The organism is Trinickia sp. (assembly GCF_035492435.1).
Lineage (GTDB): Bacteria > Pseudomonadota > Gammaproteobacteria > Burkholderiales > Burkholderiaceae > Trinickia.
On sequence record NZ_DATJJF010000094.1, the window covers coordinates 1 to 22,775 of the forward strand.

The 22,775-nt window shown below is 61.9% G+C and carries 22 protein-coding genes; 5 read left to right on the forward strand and 17 right to left on the reverse strand.

The genetic code is table 11. From position 1 onward, the window contains the following. Both wrbA and VL598_RS06690 read left to right on the forward strand, forming a co-directional pair. Positions 1-598, forward strand: a 598-nt coding sequence (gene wrbA / locus VL598_RS06685) for an NAD(P)H:quinone oxidoreductase (RefSeq protein WP_325325913.1), incomplete at its 5' end; no start/stop codon positions are given. 103 nt (positions 599-701) lie between these two features. Further along, entirely contained in the window at positions 702-1,754 is a 1,053-nt protein-coding gene (locus VL598_RS06690) for an NADP(H)-dependent aldo-keto reductase (RefSeq protein ID WP_325325914.1), read from the forward strand. 132 nt (positions 1,755-1,886) lie between these two features. On the opposite strand, the gene VL598_RS06695 is transcribed toward VL598_RS06690, so the two are convergent. Beyond that, a complete protein-coding gene (locus VL598_RS06695) occupies positions 1,887-3,089 on the reverse strand; it encodes an MFS transporter (protein ID WP_325325915.1) in 1,203 nt (400 codons plus the stop codon). Between the two features lie 186 nt (positions 3,090-3,275). On the opposite strand from VL598_RS06695, the gene VL598_RS06700 reads away from it, so the two are divergent. Continuing rightward, positions 3,276-4,208, forward strand: coding sequence for a LysR family transcriptional regulator (locus VL598_RS06700; RefSeq protein ID WP_325325916.1), 933 nt, complete (start codon positions 3,276-3,278; stop codon positions 4,206-4,208). 109 nt (positions 4,209-4,317) lie between these two features. Here VL598_RS06700 and VL598_RS06705 read toward each other — a convergent pair whose 3' ends face one another. Genes VL598_RS06705 through VL598_RS06715 form a run of 3 tightly spaced genes read right to left on the reverse strand, consistent with a single transcriptional unit; the run spans position 4,318 to position 8,106 of the window. Continuing rightward, positions 4,318-6,609 carry a xanthine dehydrogenase family protein molybdopterin-binding subunit gene (locus tag VL598_RS06705; protein WP_325325917.1) on the reverse strand — a complete coding sequence of 764 codons (2,292 nt, stop codon included), beginning with the start codon at positions 6,607-6,609 and terminating at the stop codon, positions 4,318-4,320. Beyond that, positions 6,606-7,058 (reverse strand): (2Fe-2S)-binding protein, encoded by a 453-nt coding sequence (locus VL598_RS06710; protein WP_325325918.1) that lies wholly within the window; start codon positions 7,056-7,058, stop codon positions 6,606-6,608. The genes VL598_RS06705 and VL598_RS06710 overlap by 4 nt, the downstream gene beginning before the upstream one ends. A 52-nt stretch (positions 7,059-7,110) precedes the next feature. Next, positions 7,111-8,106 (reverse strand): aldo/keto reductase, encoded by a 996-nt coding sequence (locus tag VL598_RS06715; RefSeq protein ID WP_325325919.1) that lies wholly within the window; start codon positions 8,104-8,106, stop codon positions 7,111-7,113. 152 nt (positions 8,107-8,258) lie between these two features. Here VL598_RS06715 and VL598_RS06720 point away from each other — a divergent pair, with 152 nt between their 5' ends. Both VL598_RS06720 and VL598_RS06725 read left to right on the forward strand, forming a co-directional pair. Beyond that, positions 8,259-8,660 (forward strand): helix-turn-helix domain-containing protein, encoded by a 402-nt coding sequence (locus VL598_RS06720; protein WP_325325920.1) that lies wholly within the window; start codon positions 8,259-8,261, stop codon positions 8,658-8,660. 117 nt (positions 8,661-8,777) lie between these two features. Further along, positions 8,778-8,912, forward strand: a complete 135-nt coding sequence (locus tag VL598_RS06725) for a hypothetical protein (RefSeq protein WP_325325921.1) — start codon at positions 8,778-8,780, stop codon at positions 8,910-8,912. Between the two features lie 196 nt (positions 8,913-9,108). Here VL598_RS06725 and VL598_RS06730 read toward each other — a convergent pair whose 3' ends face one another. The 13 genes from VL598_RS06730 to urtB form a co-directional block, all read right to left on the reverse strand. Continuing rightward, positions 9,109-9,966 carry a nitrilase family protein gene (locus VL598_RS06730; protein WP_325325922.1) on the reverse strand — a complete coding sequence of 286 codons (858 nt, stop codon included), beginning with the start codon at positions 9,964-9,966 and terminating at the stop codon, positions 9,109-9,111. A 14-nt stretch (positions 9,967-9,980) separates the two neighbouring features. Further along, entirely contained in the window at positions 9,981-11,396 is a 1,416-nt protein-coding gene (locus tag VL598_RS06735; protein WP_325325923.1) for an amidase, read from the reverse strand. After that, a complete protein-coding gene (locus VL598_RS06740) occupies positions 11,393-11,671 on the reverse strand; it encodes a hypothetical protein (protein ID WP_325325924.1) in 279 nt (92 codons plus the stop codon). Before VL598_RS06740 ends, VL598_RS06735 begins: the two co-directional genes overlap by 4 nt. Positions 11,672-11,717: 46 nt before the next feature. After that, complete coding sequence (locus tag VL598_RS06745) at positions 11,718-12,428, reverse strand: ABC transporter ATP-binding protein (protein ID WP_325325925.1); 711 nt, start codon at positions 12,426-12,428, stop codon at positions 11,718-11,720. Continuing rightward, positions 12,425-14,236: an ABC transporter permease subunit gene (locus VL598_RS06750; RefSeq protein ID WP_414718669.1), complete on the reverse strand. Its 1,812-nt coding sequence runs from the start codon at positions 14,234-14,236 to the stop codon at positions 12,425-12,427. Before VL598_RS06750 ends, VL598_RS06745 begins: the two co-directional genes overlap by 4 nt. A 13-nt stretch (positions 14,237-14,249) precedes the next feature. Further along, the gene (locus VL598_RS06755; protein ID WP_325325987.1) at positions 14,250-15,083 is read right to left on the reverse strand and encodes a branched-chain amino acid ABC transporter permease; all 834 of its coding nucleotides are present in this window, start codon (positions 15,081-15,083) and stop codon (positions 14,250-14,252) included. Between the two features lie 83 nt (positions 15,084-15,166). Then, positions 15,167-16,375, reverse strand: a complete 1,209-nt coding sequence (locus VL598_RS06760) for a substrate-binding protein (RefSeq protein ID WP_325325927.1) — start codon at positions 16,373-16,375, stop codon at positions 15,167-15,169. 117 nt (positions 16,376-16,492) lie between these two features. Beyond that, a complete protein-coding gene (locus VL598_RS06765) occupies positions 16,493-17,254 on the reverse strand; it encodes an SDR family NAD(P)-dependent oxidoreductase (RefSeq protein ID WP_325325928.1) in 762 nt (253 codons plus the stop codon). A 73-nt stretch (positions 17,255-17,327) separates the two neighbouring features. Beyond that, positions 17,328-18,326 carry an acetamidase/formamidase family protein gene (locus VL598_RS06770; RefSeq protein WP_325325929.1) on the reverse strand — a complete coding sequence of 333 codons (999 nt, stop codon included), beginning with the start codon at positions 18,324-18,326 and terminating at the stop codon, positions 17,328-17,330. A 57-nt stretch (positions 18,327-18,383) separates the two neighbouring features. Next, positions 18,384-19,088, reverse strand: a complete 705-nt coding sequence (urtE, locus tag VL598_RS06775; protein WP_325325930.1) for an urea ABC transporter ATP-binding subunit UrtE — start codon at positions 19,086-19,088, stop codon at positions 18,384-18,386. Positions 19,089-19,093: 5 nt separating this feature from the next. Then, positions 19,094-19,915, reverse strand: coding sequence for an urea ABC transporter ATP-binding protein UrtD (gene urtD / locus VL598_RS06780; RefSeq protein ID WP_325325931.1), 822 nt, complete (start codon positions 19,913-19,915; stop codon positions 19,094-19,096). Next, a complete protein-coding gene (gene urtC / locus VL598_RS06785; RefSeq protein WP_325325932.1) occupies positions 19,912-21,072 on the reverse strand; it encodes an urea ABC transporter permease subunit UrtC in 1,161 nt (386 codons plus the stop codon). The genes urtD and urtC overlap by 4 nt, the downstream gene beginning before the upstream one ends. Then, positions 21,069-22,760 (reverse strand): urea ABC transporter permease subunit UrtB, encoded by a 1,692-nt coding sequence (urtB, locus tag VL598_RS06790; protein WP_325325933.1) that lies wholly within the window; start codon positions 22,758-22,760, stop codon positions 21,069-21,071. Before urtB ends, urtC begins: the two co-directional genes overlap by 4 nt. Positions 22,761-22,775 lie beyond the last annotated feature (15 nt).

The window sequence follows — 22,775 nt, forward strand, 5'->3', positions numbered from 1 at the left end:
GAAGGTACTGGTTCTCTATTACTCGATGTACGGACACATCGAAACGATGGCCAATGCAGTGGTCGAGGGTGCCCGCTCGGTGCCCGGTACCGAGGTGACGCTCAAGCGCGTGCCTGAAACGATTCCCGAAGAGCAGGCGAAGGGAATTGGCGTCAAGCTGAACCAGGTTGCGCCTGTCGCGACGCCCGCCGAACTGGCCAACTACGACGCAATCATCTTCGGCACCCCCACCCGCTTCGGCAACATGGCCGGGCAGATGCGCACGTTCCTCGACCAGACAGGCGAGCTGTGGATGAAAGGCTCCCTCGTCGGCAAGATCGGCAGCGTATTCGCGTCAACCGCCACGCAGCATGGCGGCCAGGAAACCACCATCACGTCATTTCACTCCACCCTGCTCCATCAGGGTATGGTGATCGTCGGCGTGCCCTACGCGTGCGCCGGGCTCATGAACATGAACGAGATCACGGGCGGCACACCGTATGGCGCCACGACGCTTGCCAAAGCCGATGGAAGCCGACAACCGTCGCAGAACGAACTCGACATTGCCCGTTATCAGGGAAAGCACGTTGCCGAGCTGGCCGCCAAACTGTTCAAGTGATGTCTTAGCCAGTCCGGCATTTCTTCCTACGGTTTACCCGCTCGCTGCACAATCCGTCCGCTCGTGGTAGCTTCCTCGCTTTTCCCACCAGTTGGACAATCGAATGGAATACCGCAAACTCGGCGACTCGGATGTGCAAGTGAGCGTCATCGGTCTCGGTACGATGACTTGGGGCGAGCAGAACAGCGAAAGCGAGGCCCACGCTCAGATCGACTACGCGCTCGATCATGGCGTCAATCTCATCGATGCCGCAGAGATGTACCCCGTGCCGCCGCGGCCCGAAACGCAAGGCCTGACCGAGCGCTACATCGGGACGTGGCTCGCACGCAATCCCGCCGCGCGCGAGAAGATCGTGCTCGCAACGAAAATCGCCGGACCCGCGCGCCAGGCGCACAATCCCAAGCATCTTCGCGGGGATACCAACCAGTTTGATCGCAAGAACCTGACGGAAGCGCTCGAGGGCAGCCTCGCGCGACTGCAAACGGACTATGTCGATCTTTACCAGTTGCACTGGCCCGATCGCAGCACGATGACGTTTGGCCGGCCGTCGTACCCCTGGGTCGACGATGCGTACACGGTGCCCATCGAGGAAACGCTGTCGGTGCTCGCAGAGTTTGTCAAAGCCGGCAAGATCCGCCACATCGGTGTGTCGAACGAAACGCCGTGGGGTGTGGCGCAATTCCTGCGCGCAGCCGAGCGGCTCGGCCTGCCGCGCATCGTCAGTATTCAGAACCCTTACAGCCTGCTCAATCGTACGTTTGAGCTGGGCTTGTCCGAATACAGCCATCGCGACGGGATCGGCCTGCTCGCCTATTCGCCGATGGGCTTCGGCTGGCTATCGGGCAAGTACGAAGGCGGTGCACGCCCGGACGGCGCCCGTATCACGCTCTTCGAGCGTTTTCAGCGCTACAGCAAGCCGGAAGCACTCAAAGCGACGACCGGCTACGTGGAATTGGCGAAGCGCTATGGCCTATCGCCGGCACAGTTCTCGCTCGCCTTCGTCAATACGCGCCCCTTCACGACGAGCACGCTGATTGGTGCAACGACGCTCGAGCAACTACGCGAAAACATCGCAAGCATCGACGTCAAACTGTCGGCAGAAGCGCTCGCCGACATCGATGCGCTGCACGCAGCACAGCCGAACCCCGCGCCTTAACAGCCGCGCCGCGGCTGCCACGGCCCGCACGCCTCGAGTGCGGCGGGCCGTGGCTAAACCGCATTGAGCAGCCAACGCGGTGTGATCTGCAATCCGCGCGAAACGCGTTGATGGACGACGGACTTCGACGCGCTACCGGGTTTCACGTACTGCCGCGTCGCCTGTCGACGCATGCCCTTTCCTGCGAGCCGAGATAGGCCACACCTGCAGCACCATCGACGCAACGGCAAAGACAAGCCCGACCGCGCACACGCCCGGCCAACGCCAGATGCTCCAGGCGTAGTTGGCGAGCGTCGAGCCCACCGCCCCACCCGCAAAACGGATCGTCATGTAAAGGGTGTTGGAGCGACTCATTGCACTCGCTCGCACACCGAGATTGCGCGCCATGTTCGACACGTGTGCGCTTTGCAGGCCGAGATCGAGCAAGATCACGCCGATGACGAGGCCAACGATGCTGTCTCCTTTCCACGCGAGCAGCCCATACGATGCGATGAACACGATTGTCGCGACGAAAACGACATGCCTCGGATCACGGGTATCGGTCAGCTTTCCAGCAGCGTAAGACGCGCTCGCGCCCGCCACGCCGACTAACCCAAAAAGCCCCGCGGTCTCGCTGCCGTAATGCGGGTTGAGGCTGTGCAAGTGAAAAGCGAGCGTCGTCCAAAACCCGCTGAATGCCGCGAACTGCAATGCGGCGACGAAGGACGTCTGCCGCACAACAGGCTCCTCGAGCAGCAACTCGACAAGCGAGCGCATCAAACTGCGGTAGCTGCCTGTGAACGTCGGCGCGATCGGCGGCAGCAGCCGCACGAGCATGATGGCCACGATTACCATCGCCGCTGCGGCCATCACATAGACGACACGCCACCCCCAAAACGCCGCAATCGTGCCTGAAACGGTGCGAGATACGAGAATCCCGCAGAGCAGACCGAGCATGACGATGCCGACTGCCTTGCCGCGGTTTTGCGGTCCGGCAAGCTGGGCCGCATAGGGCGTCAGCAATTGCGGTGCGACGCTCATCATGCTCGCGACGAAGCTGGCACCCACGAGCCAGGTCAACGATGGCGCAGCCGCCATCGCGGCGAGCGCCACAATCGTGGCTGACAGCGTAAGCACGAAGAGTTTCCGGCGCGAGACCATGTCGCCGAGCGGTATGAAGAGCAGCAGACCGAGCGCATAACCGGCCTGGGCGGCAATGGAGACCGTACCCGCCTCATGTTCGGGAGTCCCGAACGTATGCGCGAAATCGACCAGCAGTGGCTGGTTGTAATAGTTGTTGGCAACAACGAGCCCGGCCGCAAGGGCCATGACCCAGTAAATCGACTGCTGCTTCATCCTCGCCCCTCGTTTGTCGGAATAAATCTTCGGATTGCCGCTCACGCCGTCGAATCATCGCCCGTTTTCAGGATCATGCGACAGGTTCGAATGTAGACTATTTCGCAAAGCGGAGGGCTCGCTTCAAACGGCAATGAGTGTTGCGATTTGAGGAAAGCTGGGGCGACGATGGATCGATTCGAGGCCATGAACGTATTTGTGCGGGTGGTGGAAGCCGGCAGCCTGTCTGCCGCCGCCCGCGCCATTCCCATGTCGCTGACTTCCGTGAGCCGTCATCTTTCCGCGCTCGAAAGACAGTTCGGTATGCAACTATTGCGCCGCACGACGCGGGCCATCGCACTCACCGACGAGGGACGGCTTTTTTTCGAGCGAGCGAAGGCGATCCTCGCGGACGTCGACGAGGTAGGCGCGCTGCTCAGCGCGAGCCGTAGCGAACCGACGGGCCGCTTGCGTATCGCCGCGCCGACGCTGCTCGGCGGAACCGTCATCGCGCCGCTTTTGCCGCGCTTTCTTGCAACGTATGCTGAGATGTCGATCGAATTGCTGCTTATCGATCGCACCGTCAATCTCGTCGAAGAGGATATTCAGCTGGCGATTCGCGTGGGCCGGCTGCCCGACTCCACGCTCATTGCACGCAAGATCGGGGATGTGCGCATGATCGTCTGCGCCGCACCCGCCTATCTGGAGCGCCACGGGCAGCCCTTAGTACCCGACGCGCTGCGCGATCACGATTGCCTCGTGTTCTCTGATCGCCCCGGTTCAGTGGATTGGCGCTTCAAGTCAGCCGGTACGCGTCATTCGGTACGCGTCAAAGGTCGCCTTTGGGCCAATGCGCTCGACGTGCTCGTCGGTGCGGCCATCGACGGCGCGGGCATCGTACGCGCGCCGTCGTGGCAAGTGGCCGATGATATCGAGCGCGGCCGCCTTCGGCGAATTCTTCAGGAGTACGAACCAACACCCGCGCCCGTGCATGCACTGTTCGAACGCACGAGACGTACGTCACCATCGGTTCGCGCGTTCCTCGACTACTTGCTCGAATCGATGCGAGCAGCGCCGCTGGCGGGCACAGCCGGGGCTACGAGTGCGGCGATACCGCAAAGCGACTCATACAAGGGATGACGACGGTATAACGCGTGCAGCAGATTGGAGGTGTGCGCGCTTTGAGCATGCGCGGCTTTCCCGTTGTTGTTTTAATTATCGGGAAAGCCGCTCGTCACCCAGTGCGCTTTCAGGCGCGCTTGAGCAACGACGTATCGACCGGCAAGGAGCGGATCCGCTTGCCTGTTGCAGCGAAGATGGCGTTGCAGATCGCGGCGGACGTCGGCGGCACGCCGGGTTCGCCGACACCGCCCGGCGGCGCGCTGCTCGGGATGATGTAGACGTGTGTTTCCGGCACCGAGTCGATACGCGCGACGTTGTAGTCGGTGTAGTTCGATTGCTCTGACGCACCGTTCTTGAACGAGATCTCGCTGAAGAACGTGTTGCCAAGCGCCATGACAACGGCCCCCTCGAACTGCGACACGACGCGATCAGGATTGATCACACGCCCGCAATCGACGGCGATATCGACGCGCGTGACGTGCACCGAACCATCATCGTCCACGTGCACTTGCGCCACGGCCGCAACGTAGCTCAAGAAGCTGCGGTGAACCGCAACACCTTGTGCATGTCCCGCAGGCAGTGGCTTGCCCCAACCGGAGCGCGCCGCGACTTCCCGTAGCACGGCCGCATGGCGTGCCGTATCGATCGGATACTCTTCGAGCGAGGCGCCGTAGTTCGGATAGTCGACACCCATTGCAGGCAGATCGATGTGTCGCGGCTCACCCAGCATCTCCAGCAAATTCTCCACTGGATCCTTGCCTGCCGCGTGTGCGAGCTCGTCAGCGAACGAACCCACCGCGAACCCGTGCGGGATGTTGTAGACCGAGCGGTACCAGCCGATGCGCGTATGCGCCGGCGCAGGCCCGTTTTCGCAACGGATGTTGGCGATCGCGTAGGGCACGTCCGTGACGCCTTGCCCCAATTCGCCCGCACCGCCATAGGTTACGTTCGGCTTGAACGTCGACTGGATTGACGGGAACACCGTGCGATGCAGCCACGCGACCGTCTTGCCATTCGCGTCGAGGCCGCCTTCCATATGCTGCGCGCAGACTGCGTGATAGTAGTCGTTGCGCATGTCGTCTTCACGCGTCCACGTCACTTTCACAGGCTTGCCTGCCGCACGCGACAGAAACGCCGCCTCAGCCACGTAATCCGGCTTCGACTTCCGCCCGAATCCGCCGCCGAGCAAGGTGATGTTGATCGTCACCGCTTCTTCGCCGAGTCCCAGCACTTGCGCGACGGTGGTTCGCGCCTGCTGCGGATTCTGCGTCGTGGCCCACACAGTCACTGCGCCGTTCTCGTAGGATGCCGTGGCACACACGGGCTCCATAGTCGCATGCGCGAGATGCGGCACGTAGTAATCGGCCGAGATGTGCTTGCTCGCGCTTGCGAGCGCCCCTGCCGTATCGCCGTTATTGCGCACAACCTTGCCGGGCTGGCGCGCGGTGTCCTCAAGCTGCTTGCGATACGTATCGCTATCGTATGAAGCGTTCGGACCCAAGTCCCATTCGAGCTTGAGCTTCCGGCGCGCTTGCAAAGCCGTCCATGAGTTGGTCGCCAGCACGGCCACGCCGCCCAGCGGAACAAATCCACTCGAGATCGGCGGGGTGGGGATTTGCACGACATCGAGGACGCCCGGAACCTTTCTCGCCTCGCTGTCGTCGACGTGCTTGAGCGTCGCGCCATAAACAGGCGGATGTTCGATGGAGGCGTATGCCATGTCGGGCAGCACGACGTCGATGCCGTAGGTCGCGCGGCCGTGCAAAATGTCGTCCATATCGACGATCTGCATCGATTTACCGATGTAGCGCCAGGAGTGCTGGTCCTTGAGCGTGACATCGCCCGCGTTCGGCGTCGGCTGCTCTGCTGCTGCGGCCGCGAGCTCGCCATATCCGAGGCGCCGCTTGCTGGGCTCATGCACGACGTAGCCCAGCTTGGTGGTACAGCTCGCCGGATCGACCTGCCATTTCTGTGCTGCGGCGGAGATCAGCATGTGCCTTGCCGTGGCGCCCGCCACACGCAGCGGCTGGAAGAACTGGCGTATGCTGCGCGAGCCGTCGGTATTCTGGTCGCCGTACTTTTTATCGCCTTGCGCCTGCAACACATTGACCGTGCGCCAGTCTGCATCGAGCTCGTCGGCAAGGATCATCGCGAGACTCGTGCGAATGCCCGTGCCCATTTCCGAACGGTGCGCCACGATGTAGATGTCACCCGTCGGCGCAACGGAGATATAGACGTTAGGGCTAAAAGCGCCGCTTGGCGCCTTGCCATTCCATGCCGGCTCTGCCGCAAACGCGCTCGTTACGCCGCCGACGTGCAAACCGAGCACGACACCGCCCGCAAGCGTGCCCTTCAAGAGCCTGCGTCGGCTCAGATTGACGATGCCATTCATGCTGTCCCCCGCGTCGCGCTTCATCATGCCTTCTCCGATGCTGCTGCCTTGATGGCGGCTTTGATGCGCTGATACGTCCCGCAGCGGCAGATGTTGCCCGCCATGGCCTCGACGATGTCTTCGTCAGTGGGCTTCGGATTTTGCTTGAGCAATGACGCCGCCTGCATGATCTGCCCTGCCTGGCAGTACCCGCATTGCGGCACGTTGGCCTCTTTCCATGCGCGCTGAACGGGATGCTCGCCGTTTTGCGCGAGTCCCTCGATGGTGGTGATCGCCTTGCCCTGCGCGTCGCCCACGGTGGTGACACAAGAACGCACCGCCACGCCGTCAAGATGGACAGTGCACGCACCGCACGCACCGACGCCGCATCCGAACTTCGTGCCATGCAGGCCGAGCAGATCGCGCACGGCCCATAGCAGCGGCATGTCGGGTACAGCTTCGACGTTGTGTCGAACACCGTTTACGGTCAATTCCATGTGCTGACTCCTTCGAATGCGCGCCCCTCAGGGCGCGCGAGGCTCATACGTTTCAGATTGCTACGCGTTGGGGCGGTGCCATGAACTCAGGGCCCACCGGGTCCTTCACGTGGCGCGCGATGATCGCGTCGATCTCGGCCATCGATGCTTCATCGATGTGCCAGCCGAACACTTCTTCGATGCCATCGAGCTGCGACGGGCGCCGCGCGCCCCAAAGCGCGACGATGGGGCCCTGGTCGAGCACCCAGCGCACGGCGAGCGCAAGCACCGGCTTACCGAAGCGCGTGCGGGCAAACTCGTCGAGCTCGCGCACGGCTGCGACATACTGGTCACGGCGCGGCGCACGGAACTTCGGATCGTGTTGACGCAGATCGTCGCCATCGAAGCGCGTCGATTGATCGATGCGTCCCGACAACAGCCCACGGCACAACGCGCCGTACGCCAGGGCAACAAGCTTGTTTTGCCTGACGTACGGAAGCACGTCGTCGTCGATTGCGCGTTCGAACAGGTTGTACGGCGGCTGCGTCGTTGCGAGCGGTGCCGCACGCCGGAACTCATCCATCTGCTCGACGGAGAAGTTACTGACGCCGAGCGCACGGACCTTGCCTTCCTTCTGCAACTCGGCGAGGACAGCCGCCGTTTCCTCGATGGGCACCAGCGCATCGGGCCAGTGCACTTGATACAGATCGACGTAATCCGTCCGCAAGCGGCGGAGCGTATCCTCTATCTCTTGCCGAATTCGCGCAGGCGTTGCGTTGCGGAATACTTTTTCGTCGCGCCAGTCGAGCGCAACCTTGGTTGCGATAACAGCCTTCTCGCGGTAACCGTCGGCGAGCGCCTTGCCGACGAGTTCCTCCGAGGCGCCGAAGCCGTAGACCGGGGCGGTGTCGATCAGATTGATACCGCTGTCGATCGCGCGGCGAATTACCGCAATGGATTCTTTCTCGTCCGTACCGCCCCACATCCATCCGCCGATGGCCCAGGTACCAAGGCCGATTCGGCCGACGGGCGTGGAGAGTCCTTCGATTGAGATCGTTTCGATAGTCATGACATGCTCACTTGCTAAGCGGCCGCGCCTGTGTAAAACGCGGCTCTTTTTGAACAACGGAGTGGAAATGCCCTCAGAAGGCCATATCGACCGATTATTTCAGCCATGCCCACTTGGCGCCAGAAGGCACTTGACGGTGTCATACTTTCCGCATGGAAACTAATTGCAACCACGGCCTCGGAGCCGCCACCGACCCGCAAAAGAAAACTGACGACCTTGCGCGCGAAATCATCGAAAAGATCGCCGACAAATGGACGATCCTCGTGATCGATACGCTTGGCACACATGGCGAATTGCGTTTTTCGCGATTGCGTGAAGAAGTGGGCGGCGTGAGCCAAAAAATGCTGACAAAAACCTTACGCCAGCTCGAGCGCGACGGCCTCGTGTCGCGCTATGTGCATCCCGTCATTCCGCCACGCGTCGACTATCAGCTAACCCCGCTCGGTCGCAGTCTGCTCGACAAGGTTTGCGGGATTTGGGATTGGGTGGAATCGCATATGACCGAAATGGAAGCCGCACGGCACCAATTCGATCATACCGAGCAAGCCGGATAGTCACGCAATGCAAACTCAATGCTGCCGCTGAAATTATTTGTTGAAAGGTAAAGCAAGCGTAGCCATGGTTTGCTAGGATGCCGCCTCTTGTGTTCGTTTTTTTGGGAGGACCGCACAATGAAACAAGTCATGATCGCGTTGGCAGCACTTACCGTCACCTTTGGCACGATGTCGCAGGCTTTCGCCTACGATCACCATCGTGTTTGCCATAAGGAGCGCGTGCATCACCATTTGGTGACGCGCTGCCATTAAAGCGGTCGACACAACGATGCTATCCGCCGCCCGATCAATCAGCGGCGATTAGCGTCACGAGTTGCGGGCGGTTTAGGCCAGCCCGCAACTCGCTGAAATAGCCCCACCCCACCCATTCCCCTCATGTTGTGCCGCAATGGTGGCGGCAGCATCGGAAAAACGCGTCAGCGGCTCTCCCGTCTGCGGGTGAGTTCGCTTAAATCTCCCCGTTCCTGCCATAGACATCGCTGCGCCGGTCTCGCAGCACATGATTGAACGCATTGAGCTGTCGGTTGCGGCGTGCATCGGCAAGGTTCACCGTGGCAATCAGCACCTCTTCCTCGGTCGCGCTCGCCGGCCCCGCCGCAGGCCAACCTTGGCTGTCCACGATAATGCTGCGGCCGAGAAACGGCTGACCTCGCTCGGCCCCGACCCGATCGGCTGCCGCGACGACGAGCCCATTCGCATGCGCGCCGCCCATCGCCAGCATGTTCGCCATGACGGGCAAGCCTTCGGGCTGCGCCGGCATCGGCACCCAGTTGGTCGGCACGCAAAGCAGATCGGCACCTTGCGCTGCGGCCATTCTGAATACTTCCGGAAACCAGATGTCGTAGCAAATGGCGCAAGCGATGCGTCCGAACGGCGTGTGAAACACCGGCACACCAAGATTTCCACGCTCAAAGAAAAGCTGCTCGTCGCACCATAGATGCAATTTCCGGTATTGGCCGAGCACGCCATTCGGTCCAATGATGGCCGCCGAGTTGTAAAGTCTATCGCCCTCACGTTCGGCGAACCCGGCAATGAGCGTCATTTGAAGGCGCGCGGCCACCGTGCTCCAGGCGCGAATCGTCTCGCCCTCGCCAAGGGTCTCGGCAAGTGCAAACGCTTCCTCGCGTGATTCGAACACGTATCCCGAATTGCACAATTCCGGCAACACGGCCACGTGCGCGCCGCCGGCCGCTGCGTGTTCGATGAGCTCGATCGAGCGCGCGACGTTGCGTGTTTTATCGCCGATGCGCGGCGCCATTTGAATGCTTGCGACCGTGACGATACTTTCGCGTCCCACTGCCGTCATTTCGACACCTCCTTTCACATGAACCGTGGTGCAATCATGGCGTTCCAGCGATGCAAAGTTTCATACGTATGGCCGATCCGCAACAGCGTCGCTTCGTCGAACGGCCGGCCCGCAATCTGCAAGCCAACGGGCAAGCCACGCGAATCGAATCCGCAAGGCACCGAAAGCGCCGGCATGCCCGTCAGATTGAACGGATAAGTCAGCCGCCATGACGCAGCCAGCGGGCTTTCCTCAACGCCGCCCGTGACGACGCTCGTCTGCCCGTGATGCCACGCGGTGACGGGCGAAGCCGGGGTCACGATGGCGTCCACGCGTGTCAGCACCCGCGCAAAGTCTTCAATCAGTTGCACACGCAACTGCTCGGCCTTCAAGTAATCGGCCGCCGACACCAGTCGGCCGATTTCGACGAGCGTGCGCACGTCATCGGTCATCGCGGCCGTCGCGCCGCTTTTCAATGCGGCATCGTGGTAGGCGGCCGACGACGCAAGCTCGATCGCAAAGATCGCGCCAAGCCCGTATTGCAGATTCGGCACCTCGAAATCGACGACCTTCGCGCCAAGCATCCGCAAGTCGTCGATGGCGCGCTCGACGCAACGCTCGACATCGGCCTCGTTACGACCGAAGAAATGATTGCGGCATACGCCGATCGTGAAACCAGCCAAGCCGCTTTTGCACGATGCCCGATAGTCGGGCACCGGTACGTCGACGCTGCCTGGATCGCTTGCGTCATGGCCGGCCAGCACGTGGAGCATTAACGCGGCGTCGCGCACCGACAGCGTGAGCGGCCCCGCATGATCGAGCGACCAGCTATGCGGCACAATGCCCGTTCGGCTCACGCGGCCGAAGGTTGGCTTGAGGCCGACAACGCCGCACAAGCTCGCTGGAATGCGGATGGAGCCGCCCGTATCCGAGCCCAGTGCGCCGAAGGCGAGGCGCGCCGCGAGCGCCGCGCCCGAGCCTCCGCTCGAGCCGCCCGGAATGCGTGAACTGTCCCACGGATTGCTCGTTGGCGGCGTTTCGGTGCCCCATGCGAACTCATGCGTACGGGTCTTGCCGATCAGCACCGCACCTGCCGCACGCAGGCGCGCCACCGCGGCCGAGTCCTCACGCGCGAATGCGTAGCCGGGTGCACGCGTGCCAACGGTCGTCGGCATCTCGGCCGTGAGATAGTTGTCCTTGACCGCGATCGGCACGCCATGCAGCGGCCCGCGAATGACGCCTCGCGACAGCTCCTCGGCGCACGCCTCGGCCTCGGCGCGTGCGTGCTCGTTGACATGAACGTAAGCCTTCAAATCACCGTCGAATGCAGCGATACGTGTGAGCATCCGATCGACGACATCGACAGGTGACACCTCACACGCCGCGATGCGTGCCGCAAGTGCGGTCAGATCGTCGGCAATCCATCCCGGGGCAGCAGCATCGACGGTCATACGCTTTCACTCCCGATGTCGATTTCACTGTCTGTTTCGCAGACTGCGGCCGATGTATCCGTTGCCGTTGCCGGCGCCGTAGGCCATGACGGATAGGCACGGCGCACATCGAAGATCACAGCCGGATGCCGTGCCGAGAGATCGAGTTCTCGCAACCGCGCGATCTCCTCGGCAATCGTGCGGTAGACCGCGAGGTTGTGCTCACTGCGATCGGGCTCGAATGTCACGCCGGGGTCGATTGCCGTCGCCAAGCGCGCCGGGGTGGACAAGCTCATAGTGGTTTCCTTGTTGAGTCGCGACGAATGCTCGCGCCGAGCGGCATCATAGCGACAGATAGCGCGCGACGTTTGCGCTCGCCCCCGTCTGCGTCGTCTCGCCCGATGTAGCGATCTCGCCGAGCTCTAGCACGGCGTAGCGGTTCGCTACCGCAAGCGCGAAATCGAGGTGCTGTTCGACGATCAACATGCTGGTGCCATGCGCTTCGCGCTCGTGCGTGAGAATCGTGCAGAGCCGCTCAACGACCGAAGGCTGCATGCCCTCCGTGATCTCATCGATCAAAATCAGCTTCGGCCGGCGAATCAGCGCGCGCGCAACCAGCAACATCTTCTGCTCGCCACCCGACAGTGTTCCGGCCTTTTGCTCGAGCCGCTGTGCGAGAAAAGGAAAGAGCCCTTCGATCTGCGCGAAGCCCGGCGCGAAATCGCGATCGCGCATAAGGGCAAGCTTGAGATTCTCCTTGACGGTCAAGTCTTGAAAGAGCGCCTTTTCCTGCGGAATATAGGCCACATCCTTGCGTGCGATGCGATTGGGCGCGACGCCCCCCACAGGCTCGCCGAAGAGACGAATATCACCCTGCGCGGGACGGATATAGCCCATCAGCGTCTTGAGCAGCGTCGACTTCCCCATACCGTTTTTGCCGAGGAGGGCCACCGCTTCGCCGCGATGAAGCGTCAAGTCGATACCCTTTACGACCATAGCTTCGCCATAGCCACTGTAGAGGCCGCTAACATCGATCACCGATTGCGCCGTCATGATGCTTCTCCCTGCCCGGCTTCGGCGCCGCCATGAGCTGCGCCCGCATACACGGCGCGCACGAGCTCCGATTCCACGACTTGCGCCACGTCGCCGTCCATGACGATGCGTCCCTGATGAAGCACGACGATGCGCGAGCTGATCTGCTGCACAAATTCGAGATCGTGCTCGACAAGCAAAAGACAAAGCTGATAGCGCTTCGCGAGCGCGACAAAGATCTCGCCGATCTGCGTGCGCTCTTGCTTTGTAAGGCCAGCCGTCGGCTCATCGAGCAAAATCGTACGCGGCTCAAGCGCAAGCACCATCGCCAGTTCGAGTGCCTGCTTCTGCCCGTGCGACAGATAGCGGCATTCGCGCTCGCTCATCTTGTCGAGGCCGGTCAGACGCAGCACGTCGATCGCAGGCTGCGGTAATGCGAGCGTGCTCTCGCATTGGGTCTTCGATGGACGCTCGATTCGATAGCGTGCGATGCGCAGTGCCTCGGCGACGCTCAGCGAATCGAAGACCGTTGCCGTCTGGAATTTGCGGCCCACGCCGAGCGCCACGCAATCGTAGGGCGCAAGTGCTTTGATCGACTTGCCGCCAATCTCGACGGTGCCACCCGATCGTTCTGCGCCATCGGCAATGCAACGCATCAGTGTGCTTTTTCCGGCACCGTTAGGGCCGATCAAGCTCAATAATTCGCCGGCATGAGCGTCGAACGTGATGCCATCGAGCACGCTCAAGCTGCCGAAGTGCTTGCGCACCTCGCGCAGCGAGAGCGCCGGATGCGTCGAATGCAGGTCGCCGCCCGCACGCGGTGGCACCGCAACGAACGTCACCGGCACACTCGCGCTGCGGCGGCGTACCGGCATGGCGCGCGTAAGCACTTTACCGACAAGCGGCGCAAGCCCCGTCGGCATGGCAACGATGACGACAACAAACGCAACGCCGACGAGCAAAGTCCACACGTAGGGCAGATTACCGCTCAAATAGCCGCTGCCGACGTCGATCAGCAAAGTGCCGACGATCGGACCGACGAGCGAGCCTCGTCCGCCCAACGCGACCCAGATCACCAATTCGGTTCCGAATACGAAGCCGGCGTACTCGGGAGCGACCACCATCTGCACGCAGGCAAAAAGGAACCCGGCAAACGCAGCGACCACCGCGGCAATATCCATGAGCCCCGCCTTGCTGCGCGACACGTTGATGCCGAGGTATTCGCAGCGCACCTCGTTTTCGCGAATCGCGATGAGTAGACGACCGGCATCGCTGCGCACGAACACCCAGGCTGACGCGGCCACCACGACTAGCAGCGCGCCCGCGATGAAGAACCATGCGGCGAGCGGCATATCGAAACTATCGAAGCCCGAAAGCCCGCTGCTCGAACCCGTGAACTCCCCGCCCGAATAAATGCCTTGCACGAGCACGATCGGCAGCACGAGCGTGACGACGGACGCGTAAAGCGGCGAAGCACCGTGATAGAAAGCGAGCCAGCCGATGAGGCGTGCGACGATCCACGCGCTGCCAACACCCGCGGCCAGCGCGAGCACCGCATTGAGCGGCGAAAAGCCCGCATGCGTAAAGACGAGCCCGGCCGCGTAGGCACCGATGCCAAAGAAGGCGGATTGTCCAAACGTCAGAATGCCGGTGTAGCCCCAGAGCAAATCGACAGTAACCGCGACAGCGGCATAAAGAAACGCACGGATCAGATTGTTGACAAGAAAGGTCGGCAGCAAGACGCTAAAAAGCGCGAGCACGATCAACGCGATCACGCCCACTGCCATCGGCGTGCGCCACGCAGGCGCTGCACCGCGTCGCAACGGCATCGTCGTCACAGAATCAGCCACGAGCAAAGCCCTCCGGTCTAAAGCGCAGCAACAGTGCCGCGAGCACGGCGATCATGAGGCCGCCCAGCACGGGGTCGACAAACGTGCTGACGAGTACTTGCGCACCGCCCAGCACAATGCTCGCCACCGCGAGGCTCACGAGCGAGGCACCCGAGACGAGCACGAGCATGAAGGCGCCCACGATCCACGGCACGCCCATATTCGGATCTACGCTGGAAAGCGGCGTAATCAGGCAGCCCGCGGCTGCCGCGAGCGCGGCACCGGTGCAGAAGGTCAGAAAGCGCACACGTGCGCTGCTGATGCCGAGGCCGCGTGCAAGCCCTTCGTTCATGATGACGGCCCGCGTCTGCAGCCCGAGCCGCGTGCCGTTGAGCAGCCACCCGAGTGCGAGCGCGACAGCGAGCGCTGCCACGACGAGCAAGAGCCGATACGCCGAGTAATGCGTGCCGAGCACCGGCACGGCCCCCTCGATGGGGCTCGCCACCATCTGCACGCCGCGTCCGAATGCCAACGTGATCAGCTGGCCGAGGATGATGCCGAGACCCCACGTGGCAAGGATTGCGTCAAGTGGGCGCGCATAGAGCGGACGCACGATGAACCATTCGACGGCACCGCCCAACACGAAGCCGCAGACGAGCGACAGCGGCAAGCCCCACCACCACCCGAGCCCGAGCTGCGTGGCCACGACGCTCGCATAGCCGCCTACGGTCAGAAACGCACCATGCGAAAAATTGACGATCTTCATGACCCCGAAGACGATCAACAAACCCGCCGAAACGATGAAGAGCATCGCGGCGGTGGTGACGACATCGAGCAGAACGTTCAGCATAGAGAATAACCACCCTGACATCGACGACTGCAATGACAATCACGGCGCGCGATGGCGCGCCGTCGTGTTCGCTTCCCGAATTACTTCAAATTCGGACACTGCGCGCCGGGATCGAGATGGCTGAATGACTGAATGACTTTGACCGAGCCATCCGGCTGCACTTGGCTCAGATACATCGTGAGCGGTGCATGGCGTTGTTTGTCCATCTGAATCGTTCCGCGCGGCCCCATGAACGACACTTGCGCGAGCGCCGGGATCACCTTGGCCGAAGCGAACGAGCCCGCTTTTTCCACCGCAGCCTTGTACAGATACACCGCTTCGTACTCGGGCACGGACAGGTCGTTCGGCGTCTTCAGGTCATTACCGAAGCGCTTTTTCATCGCGGCAAGGAACGCTTGGTTCGCAGGGGAATCGATGCTCGTCACGTAAGAACCCGACATGAAGATGCCGGCTGCGTCAGCCCCCATGCTTTTTGCCGTGCCTTCATCGACGGCAAGGTTACCGTAGGGCACTTTCACACCAGCGGCGCGCAACTGCTTAGTGAGCGTCACGTTGGGCGCACCGCCCGCCGTCGACGTGATGATGGCGTCAGGTTTGGCCGCCTGCAGCTTGCTGATGATCGACGTCCAGTCGGAACCATCCATCGGCAGATACTCGTTGCCGATCACCTTGCCGCCCTTCTTCTCGATGTATGCCTTCGTGAAGTCGAGCATGCCGCGCCCGAACGCGTAATCGCTACCGATGAGGAAGAACGTTTTCGCGTGATCGTGATTCATGAAGTAATCGACGACCGGTGCGACTTGCTGGTCGGGCACCCAGCCATCGACATACATGTTGCGATTGCAGGATCGCCCCTCATAAAACGACGTATAGACGAAGGGCACTTTGCCGCGCGACACGATGGGCAGCCCCGCATTGCGCGCAGCGCTCGTCTCGGCGGAGATCAGCGCATCGACCTTTTTGTCGAAGATCAGCGAGTCGAAGGCTTTTTGCGCGCCGGCCGCGCCGCTGCCGTCGTCGGCCACTTCGAGCGTCACCTGCCGGCCGAGGATGCCGCCCTTTGCGTTGATCTCGTCGACAGCCAGCTGTGCTGACTGAACGATCGACGGCGCCACGACGCTGTTCGCACCGCTCAATCCCACCGGCACGCCGATCTTGACGGACTCCGCGGCATACGTGGCCTGCACGGCAAAGGCGCACAGCGACAAGGCCAGCGCGGATGCATACGACGTACGCGGCTTATGTGATTGACGATCTTCATGCCGCGTGGAGCGAGGGCTTTTCATCATGGTCTCTTCCTCTGTGTTGTTGATGTTTATTCAGGTTCTTCTCAAGTCGTCTTGCTCACATCCGTAACAAGGCCCACCCGCACAAGGCGGGTTGGACCTTGAACGTTTTCAACGCTTTTAGAGCTGCACACCGCGCGTGAGCGCACCGTCGACGACGATGTTCGCCCCGCTCATGAAGCTCGCGGCGGGGCTCGCCACGAAGGCGACGGCATTCGCAATCTCTTGAGGACGCGCCATGCGCCCCGTCGGGTTCAACGCAAGCGACTCTGAGAAAAGCTTCGGGTCATTGCGCTCGATGTGCTCCCAAACCCCACCCTCGAAGTACACGTTGCCGGGTGAAACTGCATTGGCGCGGATACCGCGCGGCGCGAGTTGATAGGCGAGTCCTTGTACGTAATGGACCAACGCAGCTTTGAATGCGCCATAGGGCCCTGCTGCGAAGTCGATTTCGCGGGCCGACACGCTGGAGATGGCGACGATCGAGGCTGCCTTGCTGCCGTGAAGAAAGGGCAGCGCCGCATCGACGAGATGCACGGTACCCATCATGTCGGTCTCGAATTCGCTGCGCCACGATGCAACGTCGTTGCCGATCGCAAGCGCACTGACGTTAGCCACGACGATGTCGAGCCCGCCCCACATCTGACCGACCTCCTTGACCCAGCTGCCGAGCGCGTCGCCATTCGCCACGTCGATGGCCGCGCCCGTCGCCCGTACGCCACTCGCTTTCAGTTCTTCGACGGTCTGCGTGACAGCACGCTCATCACGTGCACAGAGCGCTACGTTCGCGCCTTCGGCAGCAAAGGTCCGCGCGATCGCAAGACCGATGCCCTTGGTGCCGCCCGTCACGACGACGTTGAGTCCTTTCAGTTGAAGATCCACGCGGTTTGCTCCTTCTTCCGTTAGTGCTTCGCTGATGCGTTCCTATGCGTTTTGCTCGATGCCTGTAGGCCCGTCATGCCACTTCCGGCGCCAAATATTTCTTCTCGATGGCAGCACCCACGGAGTACTTGGGATCGACGAAGTTGCCGAGACGAACCTTGCCGCACTGGCTCAGCATCATGTAGATGTCCCAACGATCAAAGCCGTACTCTTTCTCGAGCCAGAGCACGAGCTCGCTATAGGCGATGCGCGTGGCATCTTCGAGCGGACGTGCGCTACCGATCGCCATCAGGAGCTGGTCGGTCTCCAGTCGCGGCCACTCGATCTGCCAGCCTTTGATGAGGTCGACGTGAATCGTCGTCGTGCTCGCGTACTCGACGGCCGTGCCGCAGACTTCGCCATCGCCTTGGCAAGCGTGTGCATCGCCGATGAAGAGCCGTGCACCCGCTGAGCGCACCGGCAGGTACGTAATGCTGCCCGGGCCCATGTCGGGCACGTCCATGTTGCCGCCGTGGTTGTCGGGCGTGAGCGCATTGATCGAATCGATCTCGGGCGAGAGAGACAGCGTGCCGATATGCGGCTTGTACGGCAGCGTGACGCGCTTGCTCCAGTACACGCCCTCTTCGTCAACGTCGATCTTGCGCGTGATTTCCGGCAGCGGCTCGTTCAGCATTGCCGTGTATTCCGTGCCCGTAAGCGCACCGAAACGCGGAATGAGGCAGCACGTGCCGCGCGGATTGTCGCCGCGCGGCAGCATCGATTCAATGTAGACCGCCACGACGTCGCCCTTCTCAGCACCCTCGATCATGATGGGGCCGTTCTGCGGATTGAGGAATGGCACGACGAGGTTCTTGCTCGGCAGGTCTTGCTCGGTGCGAATCTTGCCTTCGAACGCATCGCGCGTTTCGACGATAACGCGGTCACCCGGCGCAATCGACATCACCGGATCGGAGTACGGTCCGATCGTGTAATGAAACTTGCCCTGCCGCGCCTCGGAGAGTTCGTGGGTCTTGCCCACTTGACCGCGAGCGACGCCACGGGTGTGCATAATCGATTCTTTCAGCCAGTTCATTGTTGGGTTCCGGTTAATTGAGGAATGAGAGGACGGCGCACGCTTTCTCGCCTTGCATCAAACTGAGATGAGCGCACGGACGTTGTTGCGCTCCATCTCGTCGCCACGGCCGGCGGAGACCACCTGCCCGCGCACGAGCACCACATAGTCGTCCGCAACGGCCTGCGCGAAATCAAAAAATTGCTCGACGAGCAGGATAGACAGCGATCCTTTGAGCGACTGAATCACCGCTTCGATCTCCTTGACGATCGACGGCTGAATGCCTTCCGTCGGCTCGTCGAGAATCAGCACGCTCGGGTTGGTCAAGAGCGCGCGGCCGATCGCCAACTGCTGTTGCTGCCCTCCTGACAGGTTGCCCGCGATACGCGCGCGCATCGTCTTCAAAACGGGAAAGATCTTGTAGACCTCGTCGAATGAAAATTGCCGGCCATCGCGGCGTACGCTGCGCTCGCCTGCGTACGCGCCCACTTCGAGGTTTTCTTCGACGCTGAGGTGCGAGAAGATGTCACGCCCCTGCGGTACGTAGCCAAGCCCCGCGAGCGCGCGCCGATGCGCGGGCGCTCGCGTGATGTCCGCGCCGCCCAGCGAAATCTCGCCATTGCGGATCGGCAAGAGACCGATGAGGCATTTGAGCAGCGTCGTCTTGCCCACGCCATTGCGGCCGAGCACGACCGTGCACGCGCCGTCGGCGATGCTGAGCGACACGTCGCGCAGCGTATGACTGCTGCCGTAATACTGATTGATTCCCTGAACGCGCAGCATGACGGTCACCGCCCCAAATAGACTTGAATCACGCGCGGATCGTTGCGCACGGTATCCATCGAACCTTCGCCGAGCAGCTTGCCTTCGTGCAGCACACTGACGAGATCGGCAATCTCGTCGACGAACTCCATGTCATGCTCGATGACGACGACGGCACGCTCGGGCGACTTCAATCGCGCAATAAGCTCGGCCGTGCGTGCCGTTTCGTGATCGGTCATGCCGGCCACGGGCTCGTCGAGCAGAATCACGCGCGGATCGGCAACGAGCAGCATGCCGATCTCGAGCCATTGCTTCTGGCCGTGCGAGAGCGTTCCGGCGAGTCGGTCGGCATGCTCAGTGAGATTGATCGTCTCGAGGACTTCATCGATTCTCGCCCGATGCCTCGGATTCAAGCGCGAGCGCAGCATCTCGCCATATCCTCGGCCGTTTCGCGCGGCAAGCTCCAGGTTCTCCCGCACAACGAGCGCCTCAAACACGCTCGGCTTCTGAAATTTTCGGCCGATACCGAGGCGTGCAATGGCCGTCTCGTCGCGCGAGGCCAGATCAATGGTCTTGTCGAGAAAGACTTCACCGCTTGTCGGCTTGGTCTTGCCCGTGATGACGTCCATCAACGTCGTCTTGCCCGCGCCGTTGGGTCCGATGATGGCGCGTACTTCACCATAACGAAACTCCATCGACAGATTCGTGATGGCGGCGAACCCCGAGAACGTGACGTGCAGTCCGCTGATGTACACCGCGGTGCCATGTCGTGCCACGGCGGCACGCGCAGGCGCCGCGGTCGATCCCCCGGTTGTCGGCATCTGCGCCATTTGATTCGGAGTACTCATGATCGCCCCGCTCCTTTCGCCGAATCGCCGGCCGATTTCATGGCGCCCCAAAGCCCATTGCCGAAGCGCACGACGATGACCAGCGTCACGCCTGCGAGAATGAACGGCCAAACTTCGGGCCATTGAGCCGTCAGCCAGAACTTGAGACCGTTCACGACGATGGCGCCGAGGATCGCACCTACCAGCGTGCCTCGGCCGCCGATCGCAACCCATACGGCGATTTCGACCGATAGTTGCGGCGAGACGATCGTCGGGTTGACGATGCCGACCTGCGGGACGTAGAGCATCCCGGCCAACGCGGCAAGCACGGCCGACAAGCACCACGCGACGAGCTTGATGACGGGCGTCCGGTAGCCGAGAAAGCGCATGCGCGCTTCGTCGTCGCGCACCGCGACGAGCGCGCGGCCAAAACTCGATTTCACGATGAAGCGCACGACGAGGTAGGCCAACGCGAGCACCAGGCACGAGGCGACAGCAAGGCCAACCTGTGTCGAGACGTCGGCAAGCCTGAAGCCGGCGATGCTGGTGAAGCCTGTCATGCCGTTATTGCCGCCAAGCCCGACATCGTTGATGAAAAGCAGCAGCATCAGCGCGTAGGTAAGCGCTTGCGTGATGATCGACAGATAGACGCCGTTGATCCGTGAGCGGAACGTCACGAAACCGAACACAGCCGCCACCACTGCTGCGACGACGATCGTGATGACGACGGTCACGTCGAGGCGGGAAAACATGCGCCAGGCGTGCGGAAAATCGCTCGCGCCCATGAACTGCAAAAAATCGGGCAGCACGTGCGTTTGATCGTAGGCACCGTTGAGCAGATAGATGCCCATCAGATAGCCGCCTATGCCGAAGAAGATGCCGTGCCCGAGACTCAGGATGCCCGCATAACCCCATACGAGATCGAGCGCGAGTGCGAGCAATGCGAAGCAGAGGATCTGCCCGATGAGGTTGATGCCAAACAACGAAAGATGCAGCGCGTTGGACGGCGCAATCGCGTAATGCGCGAGCGGCAGATAGCAGGCAAGCGCAAGCATTGCCGGAACGATCGCGCCATCGACGAGGCGGCTCACGCGCGCAAGTGCGCTACCGAAAGCAGGCACGGCGCCGATGGCCGATGCGCCGGCCGGCCGTTGGGATGAGTCAGGTAACGTCGTCATGTGCGGGTCTTCAATGCGAAAAGGCCTTGCGGGCGGCGCTGGATGATCGCGACGATGATGAGAAGCACCGCCACCTTCGCCGCGACTGCGCCGTAAAACGGTTCGATGAATTGATTGATCTCTCCGAGCGCGAGCGAGGAAACGAGCGTGCCCGCGAGGCTGCCTGCGCCGCCAAGCACAACCACCATGAAGGAATCGACGACGAAGCCGGTGCCCATCGAGGGATTGACGCTCGTGATTTGCGTCAGCACGACGCCCGCGAGTCCGGCCAGTCCTGCGCCGAGGCCAAACGCGAGGCGGTCGACGCGTTCGGCGGGCACGCCGAGCGCGCGTGCCATGTCGCGCAACTGTGTCGTCGCGCGCATGAGCAAGCCCAGCTTGGTATATCGAATCAGCGCGAACGTGCCGCCAAAAATCACTGCAGCAAAGGCAATCGCAAACACCCGGTTGTAGGTGACGAAGAAGCCCGGCAAGACTTGCATACCGCCGTTGAGGAACGCGGGCGTCACGAATTCGACGTTCTGCGAGCCAAAGAGCACTTGCACGAGCTTGATCAGTGCAATGCTGACGGCCCAGGTCGCGAGCAATGTCTCGAGCGGCCGCCGATAGAGGAAGCGGATCACGCAGTATTCGAGCACCATGCCGCAGACGGCGCAGATCACGAACGCAACCGGAATCGCGATGAATACATAGGCGTCGAAGAGCGCGGGACAATGTGCCTGCAAGAAGCGCTCGACGAGGTACGTCGCATACGCGCCGAACATGATGAACTCGCCATGGGCCAGATTAATCACGCCCATGAGCCCGAAGACGATCGAGAGCCCCAGCGCCGTGATCAGCAGCACACCCGCATAGCTCACGCCACTGAAGAGCACGGAAACGCCGCGCCCGAATGAAAGCCACGTGTCGATGCTGCGGATTGCCGATTGCGCGGCCTCTTGCACTTGCGGATCATGCGCTGCGTCCTGCTGGACGAAGTTTTGCAGCGCCGTGAGTGCCGTCTCGCTGGGCACCTCGGCGACGGCGTGGATCGCTGCGAGCTGTTCCGATTTCACGCTGCTGCTGAGGCCTCGCTTGGCGAGCGCAAGACGCAGCGTTGCCGCAATTCCGGCATCGTGCTCGCGCTTCACCGCCGCATCCACGAGTCGCGGATCGAGCAGCGCAAAAAATTTGTCGATCTGAGCCGCTGCGGCCACGCGCGTGTCATGGTCATCGCTCGACAAGTCGATTTCGGCGGCGGCCACGGCAAGCTTGCGCATCATGGCAATGCCGGGCACGTATGCGGACGGTGCAGCGCTGCCCTGCCCCGCCGAGGCAGCAACGGGGGCAAGCGTTGCCGCATCGACGGGTGTGGCGCCTTGCAGCATGGCCGCACCACCCGTCGTGCACGCGAGGCTGCCACCGCGCAGCGCGTCGACAACGCGCCGCGCCCAGTGTTGGGCGTCTCTATTCCCCGACGCGCCGATCGATTCGATCGCCGTCACGCCCGCCAACGGGTTGCCCGCTACCGGGCTGTCGCCATCGGCGCAAAACATGGCGATGGCGGCGCTGCGTGCCGCTATCGCACCGCCACTCTCATCCGCGTTGGCGACACCCGATCCGATAGAGGCCAAACCGACGAAGCATGCGAGACACGACAACGCAAAGCGCCATGCCCTGACGATCGTCCGACAAGGAGTCCTAACCATTAGCTTTCCGTAACT

What these genes read in the sequence shown, in the direction of transcription:
- VL598_RS06700 (WP_325325916.1), top strand. Translation starts at nt 3,276, where the DNA reads ATGAACGTATTTGTGCGGGTGGTGGAAGCCGGCAGCCTGTCTGCCGCC.
- VL598_RS06705 (WP_325325917.1), bottom strand. Translation starts at nt 6,609, where the DNA reads ATGATGAAGCGCGACGCGGGGGACAGCATGAATGGCATCGTCAATCTG.
- urtD (WP_325325931.1), bottom strand. Translation starts at nt 19,915, where the DNA reads ATGAGTACTCCGAATCAAATGGCGCAGATGCCGACAACCGGGGGATCG.
- VL598_RS06710 (WP_325325918.1), bottom strand. Translation starts at nt 7,058, where the DNA reads ATGGAATTGACCGTAAACGGTGTTCGACACAACGTCGAAGCTGTACCC.
- VL598_RS06770 (WP_325325929.1), bottom strand. Translation starts at nt 18,326, where the DNA reads ATGAACTGGCTGAAAGAATCGATTATGCACACCCGTGGCGTCGCTCGC.
- VL598_RS06760 (WP_325325927.1), bottom strand. Translation starts at nt 16,375, where the DNA reads ATGATGAAAAGCCCTCGCTCCACGCGGCATGAAGATCGTCAATCACAT.
- urtB (WP_325325933.1), bottom strand. Translation starts at nt 22,760, where the DNA reads ATGGTTAGGACTCCTTGTCGGACGATCGTCAGGGCATGGCGCTTTGCG.
- urtE (WP_325325930.1), bottom strand. Translation starts at nt 19,088, where the DNA reads ATGCTGCGCGTTCAGGGAATCAATCAGTATTACGGCAGCAGTCATACG.
- VL598_RS06725 (WP_325325921.1), top strand. Translation starts at nt 8,778, where the DNA reads ATGAAACAAGTCATGATCGCGTTGGCAGCACTTACCGTCACCTTTGGC.
- urtC (WP_325325932.1), bottom strand. Translation starts at nt 21,072, where the DNA reads ATGACGACGTTACCTGACTCATCCCAACGGCCGGCCGGCGCATCGGCC.
- VL598_RS06695 (WP_325325915.1), bottom strand. Translation starts at nt 3,089, where the DNA reads ATGAAGCAGCAGTCGATTTACTGGGTCATGGCCCTTGCGGCCGGGCTC.
- VL598_RS06730 (WP_325325922.1), bottom strand. Translation starts at nt 9,966, where the DNA reads ATGACGGCAGTGGGACGCGAAAGTATCGTCACGGTCGCAAGCATTCAA.
- VL598_RS06720 (WP_325325920.1), top strand. Translation starts at nt 8,259, where the DNA reads ATGGAAACTAATTGCAACCACGGCCTCGGAGCCGCCACCGACCCGCAA.
- VL598_RS06740 (WP_325325924.1), bottom strand. Translation starts at nt 11,671, where the DNA reads ATGAGCTTGTCCACCCCGGCGCGCTTGGCGACGGCAATCGACCCCGGC.
- VL598_RS06745 (WP_325325925.1), bottom strand. Translation starts at nt 12,428, where the DNA reads ATGACGGCGCAATCGGTGATCGATGTTAGCGGCCTCTACAGTGGCTAT.
- VL598_RS06735 (WP_325325923.1), bottom strand. Translation starts at nt 11,396, where the DNA reads ATGACCGTCGATGCTGCTGCCCCGGGATGGATTGCCGACGATCTGACC.
- VL598_RS06690 (WP_325325914.1), top strand. Translation starts at nt 702, where the DNA reads ATGGAATACCGCAAACTCGGCGACTCGGATGTGCAAGTGAGCGTCATC.
- VL598_RS06750 (WP_414718669.1), bottom strand. Translation starts at nt 14,236, where the DNA reads ATGCCGTTGCGACGCGGTGCAGCGCCTGCGTGGCGCACGCCGATGGCA.
- VL598_RS06715 (WP_325325919.1), bottom strand. Translation starts at nt 8,106, where the DNA reads ATGACTATCGAAACGATCTCAATCGAAGGACTCTCCACGCCCGTCGGC.